Consider the following 23,284-nt stretch of genomic DNA (forward strand, 5'->3'; position numbering starts at 1 on the left):
GTCACCGATCGCGGCCACCCGACGGTGCGGTGAAAGCCAAGCGGGGTTGGAGGTTGTTGTCGGCGCCACTCAAAGCGGCCATACTTTCGCGCGCATGTGCCGTTTCGCACAGTCCCCGGCTTCACGAGTTGTCGCCGCCTGGCTCGCCCTCCCCCTCGCGGCCACCGCCGTACCGCTGGGATCGGCGCGGCGCACCCCTCTGGTCGAAGCGGTGCAGCGGGCGCTGCCCGCCGTTGTGAACATCGGCACCGAGCAACTGGTGAAGGTTGTACCCGCCGACCCGCTGCAGCAGTTCCGCAGCGAGATGTTCGACCGTTTTTTCCGCGACCTGTTGGGTCAGCCCCCGATGCCCGGCTATCAGGTGCGCCATTCGTTGGGCTCAGGCGTCATCATTGACTCCCTCGGCTACATCCTCACGAACTTTCATGTAATTGAGCGCGCAACTGCGATTCGTGTCACACTCGTGGACGGCCGCCCCTATACCGCGCAACTGATCGCGGGCGACGAGCTGAATGACCTGGCGCTGCTCCGGATCGAACCCGACCGACCGCTGGCAGAAATCGCCTTCGGCCGAGAGGACGACTTGATGCTCGGAGAACCGGTCGTCGCGCTGGGCAACCCCTATGGGCTGGCGCACACGGTCACCGCCGGCGTGCTCTCCGCTAAAAACCGCGAGGCGCGGCACGGCGATCGCGTGATCTTCCGCGACATTCTCCAGACGGACGCCGCGGTGAACCCCGGCAGTTCGGGCGGACCGTTGATCAATGCGGATGGCGAAATGATCGGCATCAACGTCGCGATCCTGCCCGAGGGTCAAAACATCGGCTTCGCGGTGCCCGTCGGGCGCGTCCGGGCACTGCTGACCGAGTGGCTTTCCCCCCGCAATCTGAAACGCATCTGGCTTGGTGTCGACATGGTCGAACGACAGGGGCGCATCGAAATCACCAGCGTGGAGGCAGGCGGACCGGCCGGCGGAGCGGGTCTTCGTGCCGGCGACCATTTGACTGCGATCGACGGCCGCGCCGTCACTTCGCTGCTCGACGTGTATCGCCGACTGCTTCGCGTGCAGCCGGGTGACCGCCTCACCCTCACCACCGAGCGGGCGGGACGCCCGGTGATCGCGGAGGTCGTCGCCGCCCCCGTGCCCCGCCCCGACGGCCGCGCGCTCGCGATGCGGCGGCTCGGTCTCGACCTCGCGGAGCCATCGCCGGACGACCCGATCCGGGGAGGGCTGGTGATCGTTGCGGTGCGACCAGGCAGCGCCGCGGCTCGCGCGGGCCTGCACGAAGGCGTCCGCCTGCTCCGGATCGCCGGCCGCGCCATCACCACGCTCGACGACGTGGGTGCGGTGTTGGAGGCCGCGCCGGCCGGCGCAACGGTCTGGCTGGCGGTGGCGGTCTTTGACCGCGGCGAAGGGTTCCTGCTGGCCCGCACGCAATCGGTGCCACTGACGCTCGACTGATGCCCCCCGATTCCGCCATTGTGCTGGAGGCCGACCATCTGACGCGGCGGTTCGGCCGCGTGACCGCAGTGGAGGACGTCTCGTTTCAGATTCGTCGCGGCGAAATCGTCGGGATGCTCGGCCCCAACGGCGCCGGCAAGACCACCACGCTGCGCATGGTCGCGGGGTTTCTGTGCCCGACCGCAGGTGATGCGCGCGTCGCCGGGCGATCGGTCACCGACGATCCCATCGGCGCGCGCCGCCGCCTGGGGTATCTGCCCGAGCACGCGGCGCTGTACCCCGAGATGCGTGCCGGCGAGTACCTTCGCTTCCGCGCGGAGCTGAAGGGCGTGCCGCGCGCTCGTATCGCCGCTCGCGTAGACGAGGCCGCGGAGCTCTGCGGCGTGCGGCCGGTGCTGCGCCGATTGATCGGAGAACTATCCAAAGGCTACCGGCAGCGGGTCGCACTGGCCGATGCGCTGGTCCACGAGCCACAGCTGCTGGTGCTCGACGAGCCAACGCTCGGACTCGATCCCAACCAGATCCGCCAGGTGCGCGAGCTGATCCGCGCGCTGGCCGAGCGGCACACCGTGCTGATCTCAAGCCACATTTTGCCCGAAATCGAAATGACCTGTCACCGCGTGCTGATCCTGCATCGCGGTCGTCTTCTCGCCGACGGCCCAGTGGCGGAGCTCGCCGCGCAACTGCACCGCCGCCGGCGGATCATGATGCAGGTGCGCGCACCCGCCGCGGAGGTCCGGCGCCAGATCGCCATGCTGACCGGCACCTCGGACGTGCTGACCGAATCGCTCGCCGACGGTTGGCTCGAGGTGCAGCTCGAAGCCACCGCCGGCGATGACCTGCGGCCGTCGCTGGCCGCGCTGGCCGCCGCACGGGGTTGGCCGCTCCGCGAGCTGCGGCGCGAGGAGCTCTCGCTCGAGCAGGTGTTCCTTGCGTTGACCGGCGCAGACGGCCGGGGAGGGCCGCGATGACGGGCTTTCTGACGCTGCTGCGCCGCGAACTGCGCGCGTACCTGTGTTCGCCCGGCGCCTACATTGTGGCGGCGCTTTTTCTGTTGGTGGCGGGAGCCGGTTTCTGGACCGCGGTCGCCTCCATTGCGGCGGAGCCGGACGGCGCCGTCGGCCTGATCGAAGTCTCAACCTGGATGTTCTTGCTGACGATCGCCGCCGCGGCGCCGTTGCTCTCGATGCGGCTGTTTGCGGAAGAATACCGGACGGGCACTTACGAGACGCTGATGACTGCGCCAGTGCGCCCCGCCGCTGTGGTGCTCGCCAAATATGCCGGCGCGCTGCTCTGGTATCTCGCCATGCTCCTGCCGACGCTCGCCTGGGGGCCGATGCTGGCCACCGCGGCCGCGGTGCCACCCGCGCCGGACCCGGCGGCGGTCGCAGGCGCCTATCTCGGCGCACTGCTGATCGGCGCCTGGTGCCTGGCGCTGGGTCTGTTCGCGTCGGCGCTCATGCGTTCTCAGGTCGCGGCGGGAGTGCTGGCGGTCGCGCTGATTCTGGGCTGGCTGTTCGCGGGATGGGTGCCGTTTCTCTGGCCGATCCCGGCGGGCGATCGCCTGGGCGCCTGGATCTCGCCGGTCGTTCACATCGCCGACTGGTCGCGCGGCATTCTGGACACCCGGCCGCTGGTGGCCTACCTCGTCAACATCGCCTGGGTTCTGTTCGCGACCGATCGTGTGCTGGAGTGGCGGCGATGGCGCTAAGAGCGGCGGCGGAGCGTCAGCGAGAGATGCGGCGACGCATCTGGCGGATGCGGCGGATCAAGTTCGGCGCCGTTGCATCCCTGACGACCTCTCTGGCGCTGTCGCTTGTGGCGGCGGGGTTTGCACACGCGCTCGCGATGCGTCGCTTCGTTCGCGCGGATCTCAGCCGCGGCCGCGTGAACGCGCTGACCGATGTCTCTCGCCATCTCGTCGCTTCCTTGACCAACACCGTGGACATCACCGTGCTGCTGCGCGGTGGCCGCGAGCTCGCCGACGTGACGCGTCTGCTGGCGGAGTACCAGGCCGCCTCGCGCGCGATTCGCGTACGACGCCTTGACCCTGACCGCGACATCGCTGCGGTGAACGAGCTGGCCCGCCGGCTGCCGATCGCACCGGCCGGCTGTATCGTCGTGCAGGCCGGCGACCGCGTGCGGATCATCGAACCGGACGCCCTCTACGAGCTGGAACGGCGGCCGTCGCGCGCGGGCATCGAAACGGTGCCGCGCGCATTCCGCGGCGAGCCGGCGATCAGCTCCGCAATCCACGAGGTCACCCGCACCCGGCCGCCGGTCGTCTACGCCCTGGCAGGCCACGGCGAACGGGCGGTGGACGACCTTGAACGCTTTCGCGGGCTCGCCTCCGCCGCCCGGCGCCTGCAACAGGACGGCATTGAGGTGCGCCCACTGCTGCTCTCCGAAGACAGCGGTGTGCCCGCCGACGCCGGCGCCCTTTGGATCGCCGGTCCCCGTTCGCGCCTCCCGCAGCCGGTGCTGGACGCGCTCAACGGATGGCTGGAACGCGGCGGCCGCGCTCTGATTCTGCTGGACAGCGGCGTGCAAACCGGCCTGGAAGGATGGCTGCGCCGATGGGGCCTTGAGATCGGCGACGACCGCGTGGTGGATGAAACTCGCACGCTCGGCGGCGGACTGCTGGTCAGCCGGTTTGTCCGCCACGGGGCCACCGCCCGTCTGCGCGACCTGGCCTGTGTGTTCTATCAGCCCCGCTCCGTCGAGCCCGCGGCGGACACCGCCACGCCCGCCGGCGGCGCCGACCGCCCCCGCGCGGTCCGCTTGGCGCTCACCAGCGACCGCGGCTGGGCGGAGCGCGACTATCTCACGCCGCCCTGGTCGTTCGACGAGATGCGCGACCGGGCTGGCCCGGTCGCAGTGGCTGCCGCCGTGGAGCGCGGCGCACCCGGCGCGCTCGCGGCCGGCATCCGGCCCGCCCGACTGGTCGTCGTGGGTGACTCCGGCTTCGTTGCGAACGGGGCGATCGTCAGCGGGAACGGCGATTTCCTTCTCGGCGCGATGAACTGGCTGCTCGATCGCCGCGAGCGCCTCGACATCCCCGCGCGCCCCATCGACCCGCCCCGTCTCGCCATCACCCGCGCCGGTCTGCGATGGCTCGGCGCCGGCGTGATGCTGGTGGTGCCCGGCTCGGTGATGCTCGTCGGCCTCGCCGTCGCATGGAGACGCCGTTCATGAGCCGTCCGGGTGCGATCGCAAACCCCGTGCTGGCCGGGCTGGCGCTGATCCTTGGCGCGCTGTGGTGGTGGAGTGTTCGCTCCGACCGCATCGCCGTTCGCGACTCCACCGAGCGGCTGCGCATGGCACGGTTCAACCCGGACGAAATCCGAGAGGTGGTCCTCGAGCGGCCGTCCGTCCGCACCCGCGTTGCTCGCGACGGGACGATCTGGCGGTTGCTCGAACCCGTCGAGGCGCCCGCGGACGCGGTCGAGGTCGGCCGGTTGCTGGAGACGCTCGCGGACGTGGTCAGCGGCACGCCCATTCCCGCGGAGGAGCTGCGCGAAGCCCCTCCCGTCGAGATGGGTTTTGACCCGCCCGCCGCCCGTATCGCCCTCGTCCGCCCGGGAGGCGATCTGACCTTTGAGTGCGGACAGGCGCTACCCGGCGGCCGCCTGTATGTGCGCCTTTCACCGCCCAACGTATTCTTCGCCGTCAACACAAACGTGCTCGCCGCGATTCCGCCGTCGGCCGATGCGCTGCGCGACCGCACGCTCTTCCCCGGCGTATCCGACATCCGCCAGATCCGTCTGCGGCGTCCCGGCGGCCGCATCCACCTCAGCAGAGCCGACGATGGCCAGTGGCGAATCATGGAGCCGATTCAAGCCCGCGCCGACCGGCAGGCCGCGCAGCGGCTGGTGGAGGCGTTGCTCACCGCTCGCGTACGTGAGTTCGTGCGGGACGAAGTTGCGCTCGGCGACCCGTACGGGCTGGACGAATCGGCCATCGAGGTGCTCGTGGATGCCGGCCCCGGCGTGGAGAGCCGCTCGCTGCGCATCGGTCGGCGCTCCGACACCGATCCCGCCGGCGTCTACGCCCAGCGCGGCGGCTCCCGCGCGGTCGTCACTGTATCCGCGGAAATCGCCTGGATGTGCGCCGCATCGCTGGACGACCTCCGCGACCGCCGACTGGTGCCGATCGCGCCGGAAGACATCGCAGGCTGGTCCCTGGAACGCGGTAACCGCCGGCTCCACCTCGTGACCACTAACGGCGGATGGACGATCCTTGAGCCGACACCCGCGCCGGCCGACGACGCGCGCGTCCGCGCGTTCATCCGCGAATGGCTCGGCACCCGCATCGAAAGCTTTCCCTCCAACCCGGCGCTCCCCGCACCCGCCGTCCGGCTGTGCTGGTACCGCACCGCCGCCGGGGAGTCCGCAGCGGTCACCGGCATGCCCGCCGCTGTCACGCTGCTGGTCGCGGAAACACCCCTCGAGTGGACGCCCGTTGCCGTCATTGAGGGCGGCTCGACCAACATCGTGATGATCCGCACCAAACCCCCCGGCGCGCTCGCGCCCGATCCGCTCCGTTTCCGCACCCGCGTTCTGCTCTCTCTACCGCGCGAACGGATCGCCGGTTTCGTGCTCCGCCGCGGCAACGTGGAGCAGCGCGTGACGATCTCGACCAACGGCGTGCTCACCGAGCGCGGAGATCCGGTGCCGGTGGCGACCGTGCTGCCCAAACTGCGCGCTCTGGACCTCCTGCAGGCCGTGAACCTTGTCACTGATTCACCCGCAGAACTGATCAGCTACGGACTCGATCCACCCGCCGCGTCGCTGACGGTACTCGATCGCGCCGACTCGGGCGGATCGGTCACCCTGCTATTCGGACGCAGCGGCCCCGAAGGCACGTTCGTCCGAATACAGGGCCGCGACCTCGTGGCGCTTTTGGACCCGGCGACGGCGGGGGCTCTGCAGGCGGATCTGGTTCCGACGCCCACGCCTCCGCCCGGAGCCGCCCCTGGCCCGTGAATTCGCCGGCGAAACTCCGGTTCAAACGCCGACCCCACGCCGGAACGGCGGTCGCGCTGGCGCTCGCGGTATTGATGCTGTGCTTTGACCGCTTCGGCCTCCCTGGCAGCTGGTTGACTCCGCTCTGGCGCGGCGAGCGCAGCCCGCTCCAGCTGCGCGTTCGCCGGCTCAGGCTCGGGCCGTTCTCCGGCCTGCGCGCTGCGGGGGTGTCGGCGCACCTCTCCCTGCCGGCCGGCAAGATCCGGGTGCAGGCCGAAGAGTTTCGCCTTCGCCCTCGCTGGGCGGACTGGCTCCGGGGCCGCACCGGTGCGATCGAGGGTGGACTCCTCCGCGGCCAGGTCGTTTGGGAGCCGCCCAACCCCGAGCTGCTTCCCGTCCGCCTGGACGAGCTCCAGCTGCGCCTCACACGCCCGCACGACCAGCCGCTCCACATGGAGGCCTCCGCACGATGGAATCAGACACTGGTCCGCTTTGATGCGGTCGTCACTGGCGCCCTCCCCACGAGGCTTCACACCGCATCCGCAGCCCAGCACCCCGCGCCCGCCGCCGGCTCTCCGGACCACCGCCGCTGGATGAACCCGCCGATTCCGCAGGGCTCCGGTGTGCTGGTGCTGTCCGCCATCGCGTCCGCCACCGCATTGACGGATGCGAGGCTCGAATTTCGCGGCGAGGGTACCGATCTGCACTGGGCAGGACGAGGCTGGCAACATTGGCGAATCAACGGTCGTTTCGATGCGGAAGGCCTGTGCCTTGCGGATTTCCACCTCTCCGCCGACGGCGATGAGCTGCACATCCGCGGCCGCTGGCCCGGCCAGCGCCGCCCACCCGAGTTCGCGGTCACCGCGCAGATGTCACCGGCCGCGATCCGCGCGGCGCCGTGGCCGGAGGCGTGGACCGCGATTCTCCGGCGCTGGAATGTCGAAGCGCTCGAGCCCATCCACGCCAGCGTCACGGTCGGTCCGCGACCGGACGGGTCGGTCGGTCTCCACACTGTTCACATCGAACGCGGGACGTTCTCCGTTCTCGGCATACCGGTGCGCCAGGTCCGCGCCGACCTGTGCACGGACAATACGATCTGGCGGCTGCGTCGGTTGCTCGCGGTAGTCGGCGAACATGGCGACGGCGGGCCGCTGGCTCTCGAGGCCGAGTACGAGCCGGCCACCCGCCGCTACTGCGTCCGCGCAGACGCCGCCTTCGACCCTTCGGTGATCCTGCCGGTCCTGCCCGCGGACCTCGCCATCCAGGTGGGCGCTTACCGATCGCTCGGTCCTCCTCCACGCCTGAGGATTGAAGCACGCGGGCAACTCGATGAGCCACCCTCAACGGAACTTTCAGGGGAGATTTGCGCAGAAGAGTTTAGCTGGAACGGCGCATATCTATCCCGCGCCGCCGCGCAGCTTCAGCTGCAGGCGGGCGTGCTGCGGCTTGAGGACGTGATCCTGTCGCGTCCAGATGGACACCTCGTCGGGCGGATCGAGCAGGACCTGCAGCGCCGTCGCGTGCGCGTCGCCGCCCGGGGAGTGTTTCCGATTCCAGTGCTCGCGCGGCTCGGAGGTCCGCGGCCTCACCTGTTCGCCTCCCAGTTTCGTTTCGGCGGCACCGCGAGAGTCGCCGCGCTCGGCCAGGTGGACTACGGCCAGCAGGACGACAACTGGGGGGAACTCCATATCGAAGCGGACCACATCGGCTACGGCTGGCTGGACCTCGATCAGGTGGTTCTCGACGCCGAATTGGCCGGGCGTGATGTTCAGATTCCGCGGCTGTCGGCCAAAACCGTTGGCGGTGTGCTTCGCGGCAGTGCGCATCTGCGGCTGCCGGACGCCGCCGACATCCCCGCGGCGTACGCGCTCGAGATGGCAGGGACGGACCTCGACTTCGCCGAACTGCTCCGCGCGCTCACCGACCGCAACGCGCAAACGCAGCGCGGTCGTCTGTCTGCTTCGCTGAGCCTGGCCGGCCGTATCGGCCGTGGGCAGGGCCGAACCGCGACCGGCCAGGGTCACATCCGCATCCGCCGAGGCCAGCTGCTCGATATTCCTGTCTTCGGCGGCCTCTCGCAGTACCTGTCCTCCCTCGTGCCGGGTCTGGGTTTCGTTTCGCAGGGCGATTTCCGCGCGAGTTTCCAGATCCGCGACGGCTACGTCGAGACCGAACGTGCGGAACTGCGAGGCGAGATCCTGTCGCTCGACGGTGTTGGCCGCTACTATTTTGACCGACGGCTGCAGTTCCGGGTCGAAGCACGGCTGCTGCGCGGCGGCGCGGTTGCGGATCTGGTGCGCATGCTCACCTCGCCCGTCACCCGACTGCTTGAGTTCGACCTCCGCGGCACTCTCGACCAACCCGAGTGGGCACCGCGCAATCTGCCCGGTCTCTGAAAACGCGCAGCGGTTCGCCTTGCGTGCGCGTGCAGGGAGTCGCATTTTGGAGCGGAGAAGCATCGCATGACCACGACCGGCCTGACCCTCTGCGCATGGCTCGCCGCAGGGACGGTGTTCGCACAGACCACCGGCCGCCTGTTCCGCGTACACGAGATCGGTTTTGCGGACCCCGACGCGATCGCGGAGGCCGCCCGGGCAGCGCTCTCCGAGGGCAGCCGTCTGGTCGTGGACGCGCCGCGCCGGCGGTTGCTGGTGTTTGCGACCGAATCCGAACATTCGCAAATTGCCGACCTCGCCCGCGCCGCCGCCGCCCCTCCACCGATGGTGCGCATTGACGTCCGCCGGCGCGCAGTCGGGCAGACCAGCGAACTCGACGCCGGCGCAGCCGTCGGCGGCACGGTGGTGATCGCTCCAAGCGGCTCCTCAGCCGACATTTCGGTGCGCCCCCGCGCGGAATGGCGTGCGAGCGACACCTCCGAACATCTCGTGCAGACGCTCACGGTGCTCAGTGGCCGCTCCGCATCGCTCCAGATCGGCGAGGAGGTTCCCTACCTGGAATGGTTTCAACAGTGCGCGCTCGGCTGGGGCCTCACCGCGGCGGCCGTGCGCTGGCGCGCGGTCGGGGCCTCGCTTTCGATCGAGCCAACCGTGCTCGGCCAGGGCGAACATCGCCAGATCATGATCCGGTTGGTACCGGAGCTTTCGGGCGTCTCCGAGCACGGCCCGCTCCGCTGGCGGTTCGAACGTGTCGCGACGGAGCTCATCGTTGCGCCGGGGCAGACCGTCCGATTCGGCGGCACTTCCACTCACGCCGACTTCTACGACCGCTTCCTGGTTGGCATCCGGCGCGGTGGCCGTCATCATAAGATTGAGTTCGAGCTGACGCCGACCGTGGTGGACACGCTCCCGCCGGGGGGCGCTGTCGGCGCGCAGGGAGCCACGGGACGATGATCCGCGGAATAAGAGCGATCGGTAGCTGTTTTGTCGCGACCGCGATGGCGGCCGCCGCGGGGTCCGCAGCAGGAAACCTGCAGCCGCCGCTGTGTCCGATCGCGGACGGCGACGTCGAGCCGTGGGCCGCCGGTGGCATCGCGATCTCGCCCACCGAGACCATTGAACATTCGTCCGACTCGTTCGGCCTGCTCGAAAGCCTTGGGCATATCTCGCTGGGGTACTACCGAACCACCGCCGGCACGCTCGACCTGTCCCTGCGAGGCCGACTGTGGGTGGCGATCAACGGCGATCACTACGAGGTGCCCCCGGTGTTCGGCCAGCTCGCGGTCCGGTCGCGCTGGGACCTGCGCTTGGAACCCGGATGGACGCTCCGAACAGAGGCATTGCCAGGTTATTACGCCGCGATCGAACATCTCGAACTCGACGACTTCAACGTGCCACTGGCGTTCTCCGCGATCGCGGCCGCGGATCGCACGCTCGCCGGGCAGGCGGGCGTCTCGCTCTATCCCGGCTTCGAAAACTGGTTGGATCCGCTGCTTCGTCTGCGGTGGCGGCCGTGGCCTCAGTTCACTGCCGACCTCGGCTATCCGGAGACCCGACTGCACTGGCAACCGCTGGCGGAGATCGCGCTGTTCGGCGGCTATCAGTTCAACCGGATCTGGCAGTTTTCCCTGTCCCGGAGCGACCCGAAGGGGGAGTTCATGCTTCGCGATCAACGCCTCTATACCGGCGTGGAGGTGGGCGTGGCACGCTGGCTGACGTTCTCCGCCCACCTTGCGTACCTGCTGAACCGGGAACTCGACTACGAAGCGGGCCTTTTCCAGGACGCGAGAGTGGATGACGGCATCCTATTCGCGGTGGGCGTGTCGGGTGAGTTCTGACCACCTGCGCCGACCGAGGCCGGCGTGCGCGCTCCGCGCCACGGCGACGATCCTGAGCGCGGGTCTCGTAACATCCCTGCGTGCAATCGAAATCGAACACGATCCCCCGGTCGCACCGATCCTGCCGGCGCACGCTGAAGCGGCCACCTGGCTGCTGCGCACGCCTGCGGTGTCGGTCGTGGTCGAGACGCTCACCGCGCGGCTGACCGCACTGATCCCCACGGGCGGATCGAACCTGCTGTCAGCCGCGGGCCGGATCTGGCCGGTCCCCGAATCGGCATGGGCGGCACTCCGCGCGCAGCACTGCTGGCCGGAAACCGTGTTTGACGCTCCGGCCTGGACCGGCCGGGCCTGGCGCACGCGCAGCGGCGCAACGATCTGCCGGTGGACACGTGATTTCGGCCCACCAATCAGCGCCCGCGCGACGCGGACGGTTCGCATCAGCCCCTACGCCGCCGCTGTCGAGATGGAAGATCGCTGGCAGCGCACCGCCCCTTCCGCGATCCCGCTCGGCCCCGCGGTCGTGCTGCGGATCGCCGACCCCGTTCGCCTGCTGCTGCCCGCACCGGCGGAGACGCCACCGGTGCGGCCGATCGCCTTTGATCCTCCGCCGTCGTTTGCCTGGCTGCAAACCGCAGGAACCTGGGTGTACCGCGTCGATCTCGGCGGTGAACACCGCGTAGAGTCCACCCGCCGGGGCCCCGCCTGGGCCGCGGCCGAGGTACCTGGCTGGCTCGTGCTGCTGCGTGGCCCCGCCGGCCGTCAGCCCGATGCGTTGCGCCTCCGCGCGCGCGCGTACGCGCACCGCGCCTCCCGCACCGCAGAAATCGAGGTGGCCGCGGACGGGTTCCTCGCGCCGCCGGACGCCACGCTCGTCCTCAGAACAACCATTGAATGTTTCCCGCTCGCTCCACGGATGGACGCCACCGCGCTCGCGACCCGCACGCGGCTGCTCGCCGGAGAAGCGGAGGCGGGCAGCGCACCGCGGTGACGATGGACGAGAAACGCCTCATCCGTTCCGCCGGTCTGGTCAGCGCGCTCACCTCGATCAGCCGCGTGCTCGGCTTCGTCCGCGACGTGTTGCTGGCGGGCGCGCTGGGCACCTCCGCGGCGATGTCGGCGTTCGTGATCGCCTACCGCTTGCCCAACCTCTTTCGGGCGCTGTTCGGCGAGGGCGCGCTGTCCGCCGCCTTCATTCCGGTGTTTGTCGAGAGCCGGCAGCGCGGCGGCGACGCCGAGGCGTGGCGGCTGGCTCGGTCCGTCTTCACGCTGCTGGCGGTGGTGCTGAGCACGCTGGTGGGCCTGGGCATGCTCATCTCGACGATCGCGCTTTCCCGCCCCGCGCTGGACGAGGCACACCGGCTGACGTGGTCCCTGTTCCGGATCATGGTCCCGTACCTGCTGTTCATTTGCATGGCCGCGGTTTCGATGGGAGCGCTGAATGCATTCGATCGATTCGCGGTTCCGGCGGCCACCCCGTGGGTGCTCAATCTCGTGGAAATTGCGACGTTGTTGTGGATCTGCCCCCGGCTGGGGCCACGGCCGGAACAACAGGTGTACGGTGTTGCGTGGAGCGTGGTGGTGGCAGGCGTGCTGCAGTGGGGGATTCAGGTGCCACAGCTGCTCCAACTGGGCGCGGATCTGCGGCCCGGCCTCGACCGGCGGGATCCCCGGCTGCTGCGGGTGCTGGCGCTGATGGCACCGGCAGCGATCGGCCGCGCCGTGTCGCAGTTCAACGTGTTCTTCGCCACGATGCTCGCCGCCGCGATCGGACGTTGGGCCGCCGCTGCGCTCTATTTCAGCGAGCGCCTGATCTACCTGCCGCAGGGCGTCTTCGCGACCGCGCTGGGCACCGTGCTGCTGCCGCATTTCTCCCGCCACGGTGCCCGGCACGATCTCGACGGCCTTCGCCGGGCGGTGAGCGACGCGATCCGTCTGATCCTCTTCGGCATGCTGCCCGCCGCCACCGGCTTGTTCGTACTCGCCGAGCCGATCGTTCGAATGAGCTTCGAGTGGCGGCAGTTCGACGCGCACTCGACCCTTCTCACCGTCCGATGCCTGCGCGTGTACTGTTTCGGGCTGGTGTTCTTCGGCCTCGGCAAAGTGGTGGTGCCCGCCTTTTACGGTATGCAGGACACCCGCACACCGGTGCGCGTCGGCGTCTTCGCCGTGATGATGAATCTGCTGATGAGCCTCACGTTTCGCGCCACTTGGCCGGCGGAATGGCGCCACGCGGGGCTAGCCTTCTCGGTGGTCGCGTCCGAGGCGCTGAACGTGCTGGTCCTGGCCGCGATTCTTGAACGGCGCATCGGAGCTGCGGACTGGCTGGCCATCGGCCGCAGCGTTGCGCGGATCATCGCGGCCTGCGCGGTGCTCGCGGGCGCCGCGGTCGCCGCGAACGCGGCCGTGTCCGGCCAGCTCGCGCGCGCCGCAGCACCCGCAAAGCTGGCGCAGGTGGGTGGCGTGCTCGCAGCCCTGGCCGCAGGCGCCGGCGCCTATGTCGGGATGGCCCGTGCCCTCCGCATGCCCGAATGGCGCGACATGATCGCCGCCTTCCGCAGCCGTCGCGCCACGCCGATCGCGGAAATCTAGCGCCGCCCGCCGCCGCTCACGCCCCTCCCATCGCTCGCAGCGCCGCCTCCGCCCGCGCGACGTCCTCCGGAGTGTCCACACCAACGCCCGCCGCCGCGGCCCTGACCACCCGAATCCGGGCTCCGAGATGCAGCGCCCGCAGCTGTTCCAACCGCTCCAGCCGCTCCAGTTGACAGGGCGGCTCCGCGACCAGCCGCTCGAGAAAGTCGCGCCGGTACGCATACAGCCCGATGTGCCGCCACCACACCGGCGCTGGCTCTGCCGCCGCAACGCCGTCCCGATCGTACGGGATCGGCGCGCGCGAAAAATACAGTGCCCGACTGTCTTCCGCGAACACCACTTTCACGACGGACGGATTCGTAAGATCGGCGAGGTCCTCAATCGGCGCGGCCGCGGTCGCCATCTCCCACCCCTCGTGCGCGCCGATCGCGCCGGCCACCGCGTCCACCAGCTGCGGATCCACCAGCGGCTCGTCGCCTTGGATGTTCACCACCACATCCGCGGCACGGTCCCGCACCGCCTCCGCAATGCGATCGGTACCCGAGGGGTGCGATGGCGACGTCATCACCGCCTCCACCCCGCACTCCATCGCCAGCCGCGCGATCCGCTCATCATCCGTCGCGACGAGAATCCCGTTCAGTCGGCGAGCGCACCGCACGCGGTCCAACACACGAGCGAGCAGAGGACGGCCCGCGATCGGATGCAGCGCCTTGCCCGGAAACCGGCTGGACGCCCATCGCGCAGGGATCACCCCGAGGACCTCCCCCATACCTCATCCCTCCGGCGCGCCGCACTCGCGCATGTGCCGGAGCAACTCCGCCGGTGTGCAGGTGGCCGTCCCCAGTTTCGCCACCACCACGCCCGCCGCGTAGTTCGCCAGTTCCGCCGCCTCGGCCGGCTGCGCACCCGCCGCCAGCGCCAGCACGTCCACCGCGATCACCGTGTCGCCCGCGCCGCTGACGTCGTACACTTCGATCGCACGCGTGGGTATGTGCACCGGTCGGCCGGACGCCAGCAACAGCATGCCCTGCGGTCCGAGCGTCACCAGTAGGTGATCCGGCGCCCAGCGGCGGCGCAGCGCTCTGGCCGCCGCCAGCAGCGGGCGGTCCTCCAGCGGAACCGCCGCGGCGCCCGGATCGCGCAGCCCCACCGCCGCAAACGCCTCCCGGCGGTTCGGCGTCGCGACCGTGAAGCCGCGCACCCGCAGCTCGCGATTTTCTTTGGGGTCCAGCCCCGCCGGAATGCGCCGCGCACCAGCCTCCCGCAGCGCTGCGTCCACCACCGCCTGCACCACGTATCCCTTGCCGTAGTCCTCCACGATGAGCCCGTCCGCCGCCCGAACACTCCGGCTCACCCTCGCGCACGCTTCCGCAAGGCGTCGCCGATCCCACTCCAGCAGGCGCTCGTGGTCCACCCGGCACACCTGCTGGCGCTCCGCCAGCACTCGCGTCTTCACAGTGGTCAGCGTGTCCGACTCCGCGCACACGCCGTCGGTCTCAATGCCCGCCGCCTGCAGCTGGCGCAATAGCTCCTGCCCCGCCGCGTCCGTGCCCACTCGGCCGCAGAGCACCGCGCGCGCGCCCATCGCACGCAGGTTCGCCGCAACGTTGCTGGCACCGCCCGGCACCGCTCGCTCCGCCCGCACCCGTACAACCGGCACCGGCGCCTCGGGCGATATACGCTCCACCTCGCCCTCGATGTAGCGGTCCAACATCAGATCGCCGACCACCGCGATGCGCAGCCGCGGGAACCTGGCCACCAGTTCCTCCGCCCGCCGAATCGTCAATGCCATCGCGCCCGCCCCCCATCCGCGCCGGCCACTACTGCCGCGCCACCCGCGGCGACCGGACCGGCTGCCGAATCTCGTTCAACACCGCTCGGACCCGCGCAACCGGCACTTCCGCGTCGATCCTCATCGCCACGCGCCGCTCATCGTCCGACACCCACAACCACACTTTCCCCTTCCGCACAAACAGACCGTTGAACTCCGCCGCCGGCTCATAGCGAATGCATCGCACCCGGCCAAACCCGCTCACCGCGATCACTTCCTCCGCGACCGGACGCGGCAGCACCGTGTAGATCTTATTGTCCGCCATCACCCGCCACGCGCGGTCGTCGCCCAGGCCGATCCGCTCCCGCCGAAACCAGTACAGCAGCGAGGGAATATCACGGATGGTTGGATCAATGGGCAGTTCTTTCTCCCGGCCGCGCAGCAGCGAGCGCCATTTCGCTACGCCCGCCGCGTAGTCAAACTCCGTCACTTCATCGTAGCGGTTCGCCCCTTCGTTGATCTTCTTCACAAACCGAATCGGCAGAAAGCTCAACGGGTCCACACGGCTCTCGAGGAAATCGTCCACCGGGTAGATCGCATCCAGCACCGCACTCGACCGCGTCCGCAGCCGCAGCGCAATCTGCCAACGCCCCCCCTCGTTCACCCACTCGGACCAGGCCACCGCGGTCCCCACCGGCAGCAGCCCCCAGTACAGCCCGTAGCGCAACTGCTCACCCACCGGAAACCACATCGCCGGCACCTCGGCCGGCGGTGGCTGCGCCGGTGACTCCGGAGGTGTCTCCACCGGCAGTGGCACCTTCGGCGGCCACGCGTGCACATCGCGCACAACTGCCAGCGCCAGCCCCACCGCCAGACACATGCGCACGCGTCGCTTCACGATCACCTCCGCGGTGGACGGGAGATCCGCAACACCAGCAGTTCCAGCAGCAACTCCGGCGACGGAAATCCCCCCACCATCCGCTCTCGCGCCCTCGTCACTGCCTCACCCGCCGACGCGAGCTCCGCCGCGCTGAAGTTCTCCGCCTGCTCCACCAGACGGCCCAGTCGGAACGAATGCATCTGCCGCGGGTCCCACTCACCGAGCGCCGCCAGCGTCGCGTTCGCCTCCGGCGAGTCGGTCCACACCACCGAACGATCCGTCCGGCGCAACCATCCGCGATCCAACGCCATGCGCAAAATGGTCAGCTCGCGCAGCCGCCCCTCAAGCCCGCCGATCAGCTGGATCGGCTCTGCACGCTGATCCAACAACCGCCGCAGCGCCGCGAACGCCGCCGCCGGCCGTCGGGCCCCCACCCAGTCGGCCAGATCCCAGCCCTCCACTTCGCGCGTCACCGACGTGATTTCGCGCACGTCCGCTGCCGTCGCGCTGCGCCTCTCGCCGAGGTACAGCGCCAGCTTCTCGATCTCACCGTGAACGATGTGCCCATCCGCGCCGATCCGATCCAGAAAGAGCTCCACCGCCTCGGGCTCCATGCGGATGCCCTTCTGCGCCGCCACCTCCTCCACCAGGCGCCGAAGCTCGCGCTCCCGTTCCCAAGCCTTCTCCGAGAGCGCATAGTCGCCCACCTCTCCGCATTCGTGAACCGCCCGAAACAGCGCGCTGCGCCGGTCGATCCCCGAGCCGGTGATCAACAGACGATGGCCCGCCGGTAAGCCGCCGCGGATGCGCGTGACCAGCTTCTGCAGCCACGGTTGCGCCCCGCCACGCCCCAGCCGCGCCGATTGCAGCGCGGAGCCCGCCCGGAACCATACCGCTTTGCCCTCGCCAAACATCGGTGCGGTTTCGAGCGCCAGCAGCACTGCGCGCAGCGCCGAAACAATCTGATCCTCCGCATCGCTCTCGAGCGAAACCTCCTCCGCCGCCCAAATTCGCGAATCCGGCGGGCACCATGCCGCCATCCAGCGACGGGCCGCCTGCTCCACGCGATATCCGTCGCCAAACAACAACACCACCGAAGGCCCGGCACCGGCTGCGCGGCCATCTCGCCGTCCGCTCACGCTTCGTCTCCCGAACACATGACCTCACATCCTGCCGAAAACGACTTGTGCTCGCCAGCCGCTCACCGTTCCCCTCCGGCCGCCGGAGAACAACGGCTCCGCCGTCATCGCCGCCTCTTGCCGCCCGTTTCCCCCCGCTCCTGCCAGCGGCGGCCGCCCGCTGCCCACGCGCCGCGCCCCGAGCGCCGCGCTTCCGCCTCCAGCTCGTCCAGCCGGCGCCAATGCACCGCCTCCGATGTGCCGTCCGGCAGGTCCACTCCCCGCCCGTACGCACGAGCCCACCCCGCCGCGATCAGTTCCTCGTGCAACCAGCGCTCAGCGCGCACGATCAGCGCAAATCGGCGCCCCAACTCTTCACGGCCGCCCGCCGGCTCCTCCCGCGTCCACACCGTCACCGGCCCCTCGCGCAACCACCCGGCCGTGAACTCCGCCGCGCTCGCCCCAAGCTCGGGAATGCGCGCCGCGGAGATGCCGAAGCGCCGGGCCTGTTCGCGAACCCGCTCGGGAAATTTTCGATCGGTCTCTGGCGCGTCGGCGAAATACAGCCGGTACATCACCGACGTGCCGCCGTGGCTCAGCACGAAACTATCTCCGTCGGCGTAGCGTCGCTCCTCCAACCGAGCGCCGTCCACGCGCTGCCAGGGGCCGACCTGCGGCGCGGACGGCTCCGACGCGCCCGCCATCCACGCCAGCACCACCCACCCGCACGTTCGCGACGCGACCGCGGCCCCACGCACGACGCCACTGTTCGAGACACGGTTCACCGCCTCAGCCCTCACGTTTCGCGCCCGAACGGCGCCTCATATGACGCGCAATCCGCCAACCCACCACCAGCGGCCCCGCGCGCGAACCAACCGGTACCGCACCGATGCGGCGGTCGCGCAGCATCGCGACCAGCGATCCCGCCGGATCCTCGGGCGCCAGCGGCGAGCTGAACAGCGTCGCGTAGCTCGCAATCCTCCGTTCCTCGCCGGGATACTCCAGCGGATCCGACCCCGCCAACAGCCGCCCTTCTCGCGCCGCTGAGCGCCGCAACAGCCGCGGCATCGGCCAGCCGCGTGGCCGCAGCGAAGAGTCCACCAACATCAGTACGTCGCGCGGCCAACGCGCAAGCAGCGCGCGAATCATGCGCCCACGGCGGCCCCACCACTTGCCCGGTGCCCACGGAATCAGCGCCGGCGCGCCCAGCTCCTCCAGTTGCTGCACCACTTCCGGCGACGGCCTGCCTTCGAGCGCATCATCCCGCACGCCGATCGCCAGAATCTCCAGCCGTTCCGCGGTGACAATCTGCTGCCCCCGCACAATCCAAATGCCTCCGCCCCTCGTCTCATCCGCGATCCACACCGCCCTGCCTTCCGAGGCCACGCGCGCCACCACCCATGGGCCACCACCACCCATCAGACGCTCGAACTCCCGGCACCCTGCCGCCTCGGTCCAGCACAACACCCTCGCCGCGGACGGTCCGCCCAGAGATTGCATACGGGGCACGATCTCGCACCACAGCGACGCCGGATCGTAGTAGCCGTGCCAGTGAACGTGCAGATCGACAATCGTCACAGCGCAGCCCGCGGATTCACCGCTCCCGGAACAGGCAACCGGCGGGGCCGCGAGCGGCCCCGCCGGTGCTGCGTCCCCCGACCGCCCGCTCGCGGTCGGCAGGCAAACCAATGACGTCAGCGCTCGAACGCGGCGTCAAACGCGACCGCGGAGGGCTTAAAGTCGAGCCGCTTCACGAACTCGCACGCCTCGCGCGCACCGTGCTCACGGTCCATACCCGAATCCTCCCACTCGACCGAGAGCGGCCCCTCATACTTGATCTCGTTCAGCGCGCGGATGATCGCTTCGAAGTCCACACTGCCACGGCCCAGGCTGCGGAAGTCCCAGTAACGTCGCGGGTCGCCGAACGGCAGGTGACCGCCAAACACGCCGGACAGCCGCGGCGTCTTCGCAACACCGACGTCCTTCATGTGAACGTGGAAGATGCGGTCCCGAAACCGGCGGATGAACTCGACGTAGTCCACACCCTGATACGCGAGATGGCTGGGATCGAAGTTGAAGCCGAACGCGGGATGACCGCCGACCGCCTCGATCGCACGCTCCGCGCTCACGATGTCGAACGCGATCTCCGTCGGATGCACCTCGAGAGCAAATTTCACCCCCGCCTTTTCGAAGGCATCGAGGATCGGCTTCCACCGTTTCCCGAAGTCCGCATAGCCGGCATCGATCATCGACTGCGGCGTCGGCGGAAAGGCGTAGAGCAGATGCCAAATCGAAGAGCCGGTGAACCCGTTCACCACCTTCACTCCGAGCGCCGCGGCGGCCTTCGCGGTCGCGATCATCTCCTTCGCCGCGCGCTTGCGCACGCCCTCCGGATCTCCGTCGCCCCACACGTAGTCGGGCAGGATGCTCTTGTGGCGCTCGTCAATGCAGTCACACACCGCCTGCCCGACCAGGTGCGACGAGATTGCAAAGACCTTCAGCCCGTACTTGTCCAGCAGTTCGCGCTTCGCTTTGCAATAGGCCGCGTTCGCCTTCGCGACCTCGAAGTGGTCGCCCCAGCATGCCAGCTCCAGACCGTCGTACCCGAAGTCGCGCGCCTTCTGACACATCGTTTCCAACGTAAGGTCGGCCCACTGGCCGGTGAACAACGTGACCGGTCTTGCCATGAGAGCTCTCCTTTCCCTGCACGGGGCCCCGACGCCCCGTTGCCGTGCAGTCTACCTGAACGTTGTCAGCTCTCGCAACTCCGGCCCGCAACCGCTTCTGCCCTCGCGCCGCTTGCCCTTGCCGGCCGTTCCTGCTACGAAGCGCCGCGGCGATCTGGCCCGGCCGGAGTGGCGGAATCGGCAGACGCAGCAGACTCAAAATCTGCCGCCCGCAAGGGCATGGGGGTTCGAGTCCCTCCTCCGGCACCATCGTCCGCGGTAACGTCCCACCATGTGCGTAGACACTTTCGAACCGCTCCGGGTGGTCCGCATCGAAAAGCTCGTCTTTGGCGGTGACGGTCTCGCCCACCTCGACGGTCAGGCCCTGTTCGTGCCGGCGGTGGCGCCCGGCGAAACGGTCGAAGTGCGCATCGTGGAACGCCGGTCGCACTACGCACGGGCGGTCGCGGTCAACATTCTGGACCCCTCACCCGCCCGCCGAACACCCCCCTGCCCGGTGTTTGGCCGCTGCGGCGGCTGCGACTGGCTGCACCTGGCGCCGGAAGCACAGATCGCGGCGAAACAAAACATCCTCAACGAAGTGTTCGCGCCGCTGCGGCTGCCTCCCGGAGCTCTGCGACCGATTGTGCCGGCAGACGAGACCCTCTGGTACCGAAACAAACTCTCGTTCTCCGTCGGTGTGGTCGAGGGCCAGGCGGTCTGCGGTTTTCACGAGCGGAGATCCCCCGACCGACTCGTCACCGCCCGCCACTGCCTTCTGCAGTCCCCGGCCTCTCAGCGAGTGGTGGAAATCGTTGAGCGGACGCTGAACGAACGCCGACTGGGGCGCCGCCCGCGACCGGACCGCGTCACTGTTCGGGAGGGCCGCGCGACCGGCGATCGGCTGATCGCACTGCGCTGGGCGCGGGTTCCGCCGGACGCAGAGCGCTGGGCCGAGCACCTCGGCGCCGAAGCGACCACCGTGGTGGCACTCGGCGGTGGCCCGCTTACGGCCAGTCCGCTCACCGGTACCGGCACGTTCCGGGAACGGCTCGGGTCGTTCGAATTCGAACTCGGCCCCAACCAGTTTTTCCAAACCCACACGCGACAGGCAGAGCGAATGATCGAGTGGATCGCCGCCCACGTCGCCGCGATGGGCGCGGACCGGATCGTCGAGCTCTACGCCGGCTGCGGTGCGATCACGCTGTTTCTTTCGCGTGCTGCACGCGAGGTCACCGCGGTCGAGTCCGACGCGGAGTCCGTCGCCACGGCCGCCCGCTGCGCACAGCGTCACGGTGTTCTCAACGTCCGGTGGATCTGCGGCGACGCAGCGCGGATCGCGCGCGAGCTGTCCCGTGAACTCGTCCCGGACACGGTCGTCGCCGATCCGCCCCGCGCTGGTCTGCCCGCGGACCTGCGCACGCTGCTCGCCGGCGGTTGGGGGCGCAGCTGTGTGCTGGTCTCCTGCCACCCCCCCGCGCTGCTGCGAGACCTGAGGACACTGCTCGACGCGGGCTGGCAGCTCCAGGAACTCCAACCGTTCGACATGTTTCCGCAGACCGGGCACATCGAGGTCGTCGCGCTGCTGGTGCGCCGCACCGAGTGAGCAGCCAGCATCCCGAAGGGAGCCGCGGGATCACTTGCGGCGGCCGTCGGCGTTCTGTACCATATGCCTTCATCAGTTCCGCGTCGAAGTGGCCGGCCATCGCCGGCGGCGCGGAATGGAAGCGAGTTCCCCGGCGGTCCTCACCGGGGACAAAGCGGATTGGCCCTACGGGGCCCAGCCACTGGAGGATGAGATGGACACGACTGCGCCGGCACCCAGAGTGCCGGTGGATCTGAAAACGTTGCTCGAAGCGGGCGTCCACTTCGGGCACCGCACCCGCCGATGGAATCCGAAGATGAAACCGTTCATCTTCGGCGAGCGCAACGGCATCTACGTGATCGACCTGGGCCAGACCCTGGAACGGCTCGCCGCGGCGCGGGAGTTTTTGCGCCAGACGGTCCGATCGGGTCGCCAGGTGCTGATGGTCGGGACCAAGAAACAGGCCCAAGAGCTGGTCCGACAGGCCGCCGAATCGCTGAAGATGCCCTATGTCGTGAACCGGTGGCTGGGGGGCATGCTCACCAACAACCGGACGATCCGACAAAGCGTCGTGCGGATGCGCAAACTGGAGGAAATGGCCGCCAGCGGCGCACTGGACACGATGCCCAAAAAGGAGGCCGCGTCCGCCCGGCACGAGCTGGCCAAGCTCCAGAAAAGCCTCAGTGGTGTCGCCAACATGGAGCAGCTGCCGGGCGCCGTGCTGGTGGTGGACGTCTGCCGCGACGCGATCGCGGTCGCCGAGGCCAACCGGCTCGGCATCCCCGTCGTCGCGCTGGTGGACACCAACGCCGACCCCGATTTGGTCCAGTACCCAATTCCCGCCAACGACGACGCGATCCGGTCGATCCAGGTCATTCTAAACGACCTCGTCGCCGCCATGCGCGAAGGCCTCGAAGAGTTCGAGCGGGAGGAGGAGGAACGCCGTCGTCAGCGCGCGGCGGAGGAAGCCGAAGAGCGGGCCCGACAGGAGGCGGCCGAAAAAATGCGCCGTCAACGCGAGCGGGAGGAGCGCCGCCGTCGCGAAGAGGCGCTGGCGAAGGCGAAGGCTGCGGAGGTGGAAACGCTCCCTGCGCCGGACTCATCTGCGCCGCTCGCGCCCATGGTGGACTCCGCCCCTGAGGTGGATCTGCCCGGCCGGCTGCTGAAAGAGGTAAAGGACGATGAATGAGATCTCCGCCGCACTGGTGAAGGAACTGCGCGACGAGACGAACGTCGGGATGATGGAGTGCAAGCGCGCACTCGTGGAGGCGGGAGGCGATAAGGCCCGCGCAATTCAGATCCTCCGCGAACGCGGACTTGCGGTCGCATCGAAAAAGGCCTCGCGCGCGGCGAACAACGGCGTCATCGCGGCCTCAGTCTCCGCAGACGGCCGCATCGGCGTGATGCTCGAGGTCAACTGCGAGACCGACTTCGTCGCCCGCAATGAGGTGTTCCGCGCCTTCGTCGCCGGGCTGTTGCGCCGAGCCGAGCAGAGCGCCGGCGACCTCGCCGCGGAGGCCGCCGACGCAGTGCGCGAGACGATCCAGAAGACCGGCGAGAACATCGTGCTCCGCCGTCACCTGCGTCTGGAGGCGGGCGCCAATGGCCGATGGGCCGCCTATGTGCATCTCGGCGACAAGCTCGGCGTGCTCGCGGAGCTCGAGGTCCAGGGGGCCGCCGCCGCACCGCAGCTGGCGGACATTGCCCGCGACGTGACGCTGCACCTCGCCGCCTGCCGTCCCCCGTACCTGCGGCGCGAAGACGTGCCCGCCGCGGTGCTGGCCGCGGAAAAAGAGATCTACGCAAAACAGGTCAGCAACAAGCCGCCCGCGATCGTGGAAAAAATCGTTCAGGGCAAGATTGAAAAATACTTCTCCAGCGTGTGCCTGCTCGAACAGCCGTTTGTGAAAGACGACAAGGTGAGTGTCGGCACATGGCTCGAAGCAAAGGGGCGAGAGCTCGGCGCAAAGATCAGTGTGCGCCGTTATGTGATCTGGGCGCTCGGCGAGTGA

20 protein-coding genes and 1 tRNA gene are annotated in these 23,284 nt (G+C 69.2%); 14 read left to right on the forward strand and 7 right to left on the reverse strand.

Translation table 11 applies throughout. The annotated features are described in order from the left end of the window. The first annotated feature begins 94 nt into the window (after window positions 1-94). The 10 genes from N2652_10525 (at window position 95) to murJ (ending at window position 13,252) form a co-directional block, all read left to right on the forward strand. Entirely contained in the window at window positions 95-1,462 is a 1,368-nt protein-coding gene (locus N2652_10525; GenBank protein ID MCX7819620.1) for a trypsin-like peptidase domain-containing protein, read from the forward strand. Beyond that, entirely contained in the window at window positions 1,462-2,433 is a 972-nt protein-coding gene (locus tag N2652_10530; GenBank protein ID MCX7819621.1) for an ABC transporter ATP-binding protein, read from the forward strand. The genes N2652_10525 and N2652_10530 overlap by 1 nt, the downstream gene beginning before the upstream one ends. Beyond that, complete coding sequence (locus N2652_10535; GenBank protein ID MCX7819622.1) at window positions 2,430-3,173, forward strand: ABC transporter permease; 744 nt, start codon at window positions 2,430-2,432, stop codon at window positions 3,171-3,173. The genes N2652_10530 and N2652_10535 overlap by 4 nt, the downstream gene beginning before the upstream one ends. Then, complete coding sequence (locus tag N2652_10540; GenBank protein MCX7819623.1) at window positions 3,164-4,657, forward strand: GldG family protein; 1,494 nt, start codon at window positions 3,164-3,166, stop codon at window positions 4,655-4,657. The genes N2652_10535 and N2652_10540 overlap by 10 nt, the downstream gene beginning before the upstream one ends. Then, window positions 4,654-6,447 (forward strand): DUF4340 domain-containing protein, encoded by a 1,794-nt coding sequence (locus N2652_10545; GenBank protein MCX7819624.1) that lies wholly within the window; start codon window positions 4,654-4,656, stop codon window positions 6,445-6,447. Before N2652_10540 ends, N2652_10545 begins: the two co-directional genes overlap by 4 nt. Beyond that, on the forward strand, window positions 6,444-8,822 hold the full coding sequence (locus N2652_10550) for an AsmA-like C-terminal region-containing protein (GenBank protein MCX7819625.1): 2,379 nt from the start codon (window positions 6,444-6,446) through the stop codon (window positions 8,820-8,822). Before N2652_10545 ends, N2652_10550 begins: the two co-directional genes overlap by 4 nt. Window positions 8,823-8,888: 66 nt before the next feature. Beyond that, the gene (locus tag N2652_10555) at window positions 8,889-9,776 is read left to right on the forward strand and encodes a type II and III secretion system protein (GenBank protein ID MCX7819626.1); all 888 of its coding nucleotides are present in this window, start codon (window positions 8,889-8,891) and stop codon (window positions 9,774-9,776) included. After that, complete coding sequence (locus tag N2652_10560; protein ID MCX7819627.1) at window positions 9,773-10,660, forward strand: hypothetical protein; 888 nt, start codon at window positions 9,773-9,775, stop codon at window positions 10,658-10,660. Before N2652_10555 ends, N2652_10560 begins: the two co-directional genes overlap by 4 nt. Next, complete coding sequence (locus N2652_10565; protein ID MCX7819628.1) at window positions 10,650-11,651, forward strand: hypothetical protein; 1,002 nt, start codon at window positions 10,650-10,652, stop codon at window positions 11,649-11,651. Before N2652_10560 ends, N2652_10565 begins: the two co-directional genes overlap by 11 nt. 2 nt (window positions 11,652-11,653) lie before the next feature. Next, the gene (gene murJ, locus N2652_10570; protein MCX7819629.1) at window positions 11,654-13,252 is read left to right on the forward strand and encodes a murein biosynthesis integral membrane protein MurJ; all 1,599 of its coding nucleotides are present in this window, start codon (window positions 11,654-11,656) and stop codon (window positions 13,250-13,252) included. A gap of 16 nt (window positions 13,253-13,268) precedes the next feature. On the opposite strand, the gene kdsB is transcribed toward murJ, so the two are convergent. From kdsB to N2652_10605, 7 genes are all read right to left on the reverse strand, one after another. Then, a complete protein-coding gene (gene kdsB, locus N2652_10575; GenBank protein MCX7819630.1) occupies window positions 13,269-14,021 on the reverse strand; it encodes a 3-deoxy-manno-octulosonate cytidylyltransferase in 753 nt (250 codons plus the stop codon). A 3-nt stretch (window positions 14,022-14,024) separates the two neighbouring features. Continuing rightward, window positions 14,025-15,044 carry a PfkB family carbohydrate kinase gene (locus N2652_10580; protein ID MCX7819631.1) on the reverse strand — a complete coding sequence of 340 codons (1,020 nt, stop codon included), beginning with the start codon at window positions 15,042-15,044 and terminating at the stop codon, window positions 14,025-14,027. A gap of 28 nt (window positions 15,045-15,072) precedes the next feature. Continuing rightward, window positions 15,073-15,921, reverse strand: a complete 849-nt coding sequence (locus N2652_10585; protein MCX7819632.1) for a DUF3108 domain-containing protein — start codon at window positions 15,919-15,921, stop codon at window positions 15,073-15,075. Between the two features lie 2 nt (window positions 15,922-15,923). Then, complete coding sequence (gene holA / locus N2652_10590; GenBank protein MCX7819633.1) at window positions 15,924-17,042, reverse strand: DNA polymerase III subunit delta; 1,119 nt, start codon at window positions 17,040-17,042, stop codon at window positions 15,924-15,926. A gap of 104 nt (window positions 17,043-17,146) precedes the next feature. Continuing rightward, window positions 17,147-17,806, reverse strand: a complete 660-nt coding sequence (locus N2652_10595) for a hypothetical protein (GenBank protein ID MCX7819634.1) — start codon at window positions 17,804-17,806, stop codon at window positions 17,147-17,149. 4 nt (window positions 17,807-17,810) lie between these two features. Further along, the gene (locus tag N2652_10600) at window positions 17,811-18,599 is read right to left on the reverse strand and encodes a hypothetical protein (GenBank protein ID MCX7819635.1); all 789 of its coding nucleotides are present in this window, start codon (window positions 18,597-18,599) and stop codon (window positions 17,811-17,813) included. Window positions 18,600-18,715: 116 nt separating this feature from the next. After that, entirely contained in the window at window positions 18,716-19,708 is a 993-nt protein-coding gene (locus tag N2652_10605) for a sugar phosphate isomerase/epimerase (GenBank protein ID MCX7819636.1), read from the reverse strand. A gap of 162 nt (window positions 19,709-19,870) precedes the next feature. Between N2652_10605 and N2652_10610 the strand changes: the two genes are divergently transcribed. The 4 genes from N2652_10610 (at window position 19,871) to tsf (ending at window position 23,284) form a co-directional block, all read left to right on the forward strand. Further along, a tRNA-Leu gene (locus tag N2652_10610) sits at window positions 19,871-19,957 on the forward strand. A gap of 22 nt (window positions 19,958-19,979) precedes the next feature. Beyond that, a complete protein-coding gene (rlmD, locus tag N2652_10615; protein ID MCX7819637.1) occupies window positions 19,980-21,293 on the forward strand; it encodes a 23S rRNA (uracil(1939)-C(5))-methyltransferase RlmD in 1,314 nt (437 codons plus the stop codon). Window positions 21,294-21,486: 193 nt separating this feature from the next. After that, on the forward strand, window positions 21,487-22,461 hold the full coding sequence (rpsB, locus tag N2652_10620; GenBank protein MCX7819638.1) for a 30S ribosomal protein S2: 975 nt from the start codon (window positions 21,487-21,489) through the stop codon (window positions 22,459-22,461). Further along, the gene (tsf, locus tag N2652_10625) at window positions 22,454-23,284 is read left to right on the forward strand and encodes a translation elongation factor Ts (GenBank protein MCX7819639.1); all 831 of its coding nucleotides are present in this window, start codon (window positions 22,454-22,456) and stop codon (window positions 23,282-23,284) included. The genes rpsB and tsf overlap by 8 nt, the downstream gene beginning before the upstream one ends.

The organism is Kiritimatiellia bacterium, from assembly GCA_026417735.1.
GTDB lineage: Bacteria > Verrucomicrobiota > Kiritimatiellia > PWTM01 > PWTM01 > CAACVY01.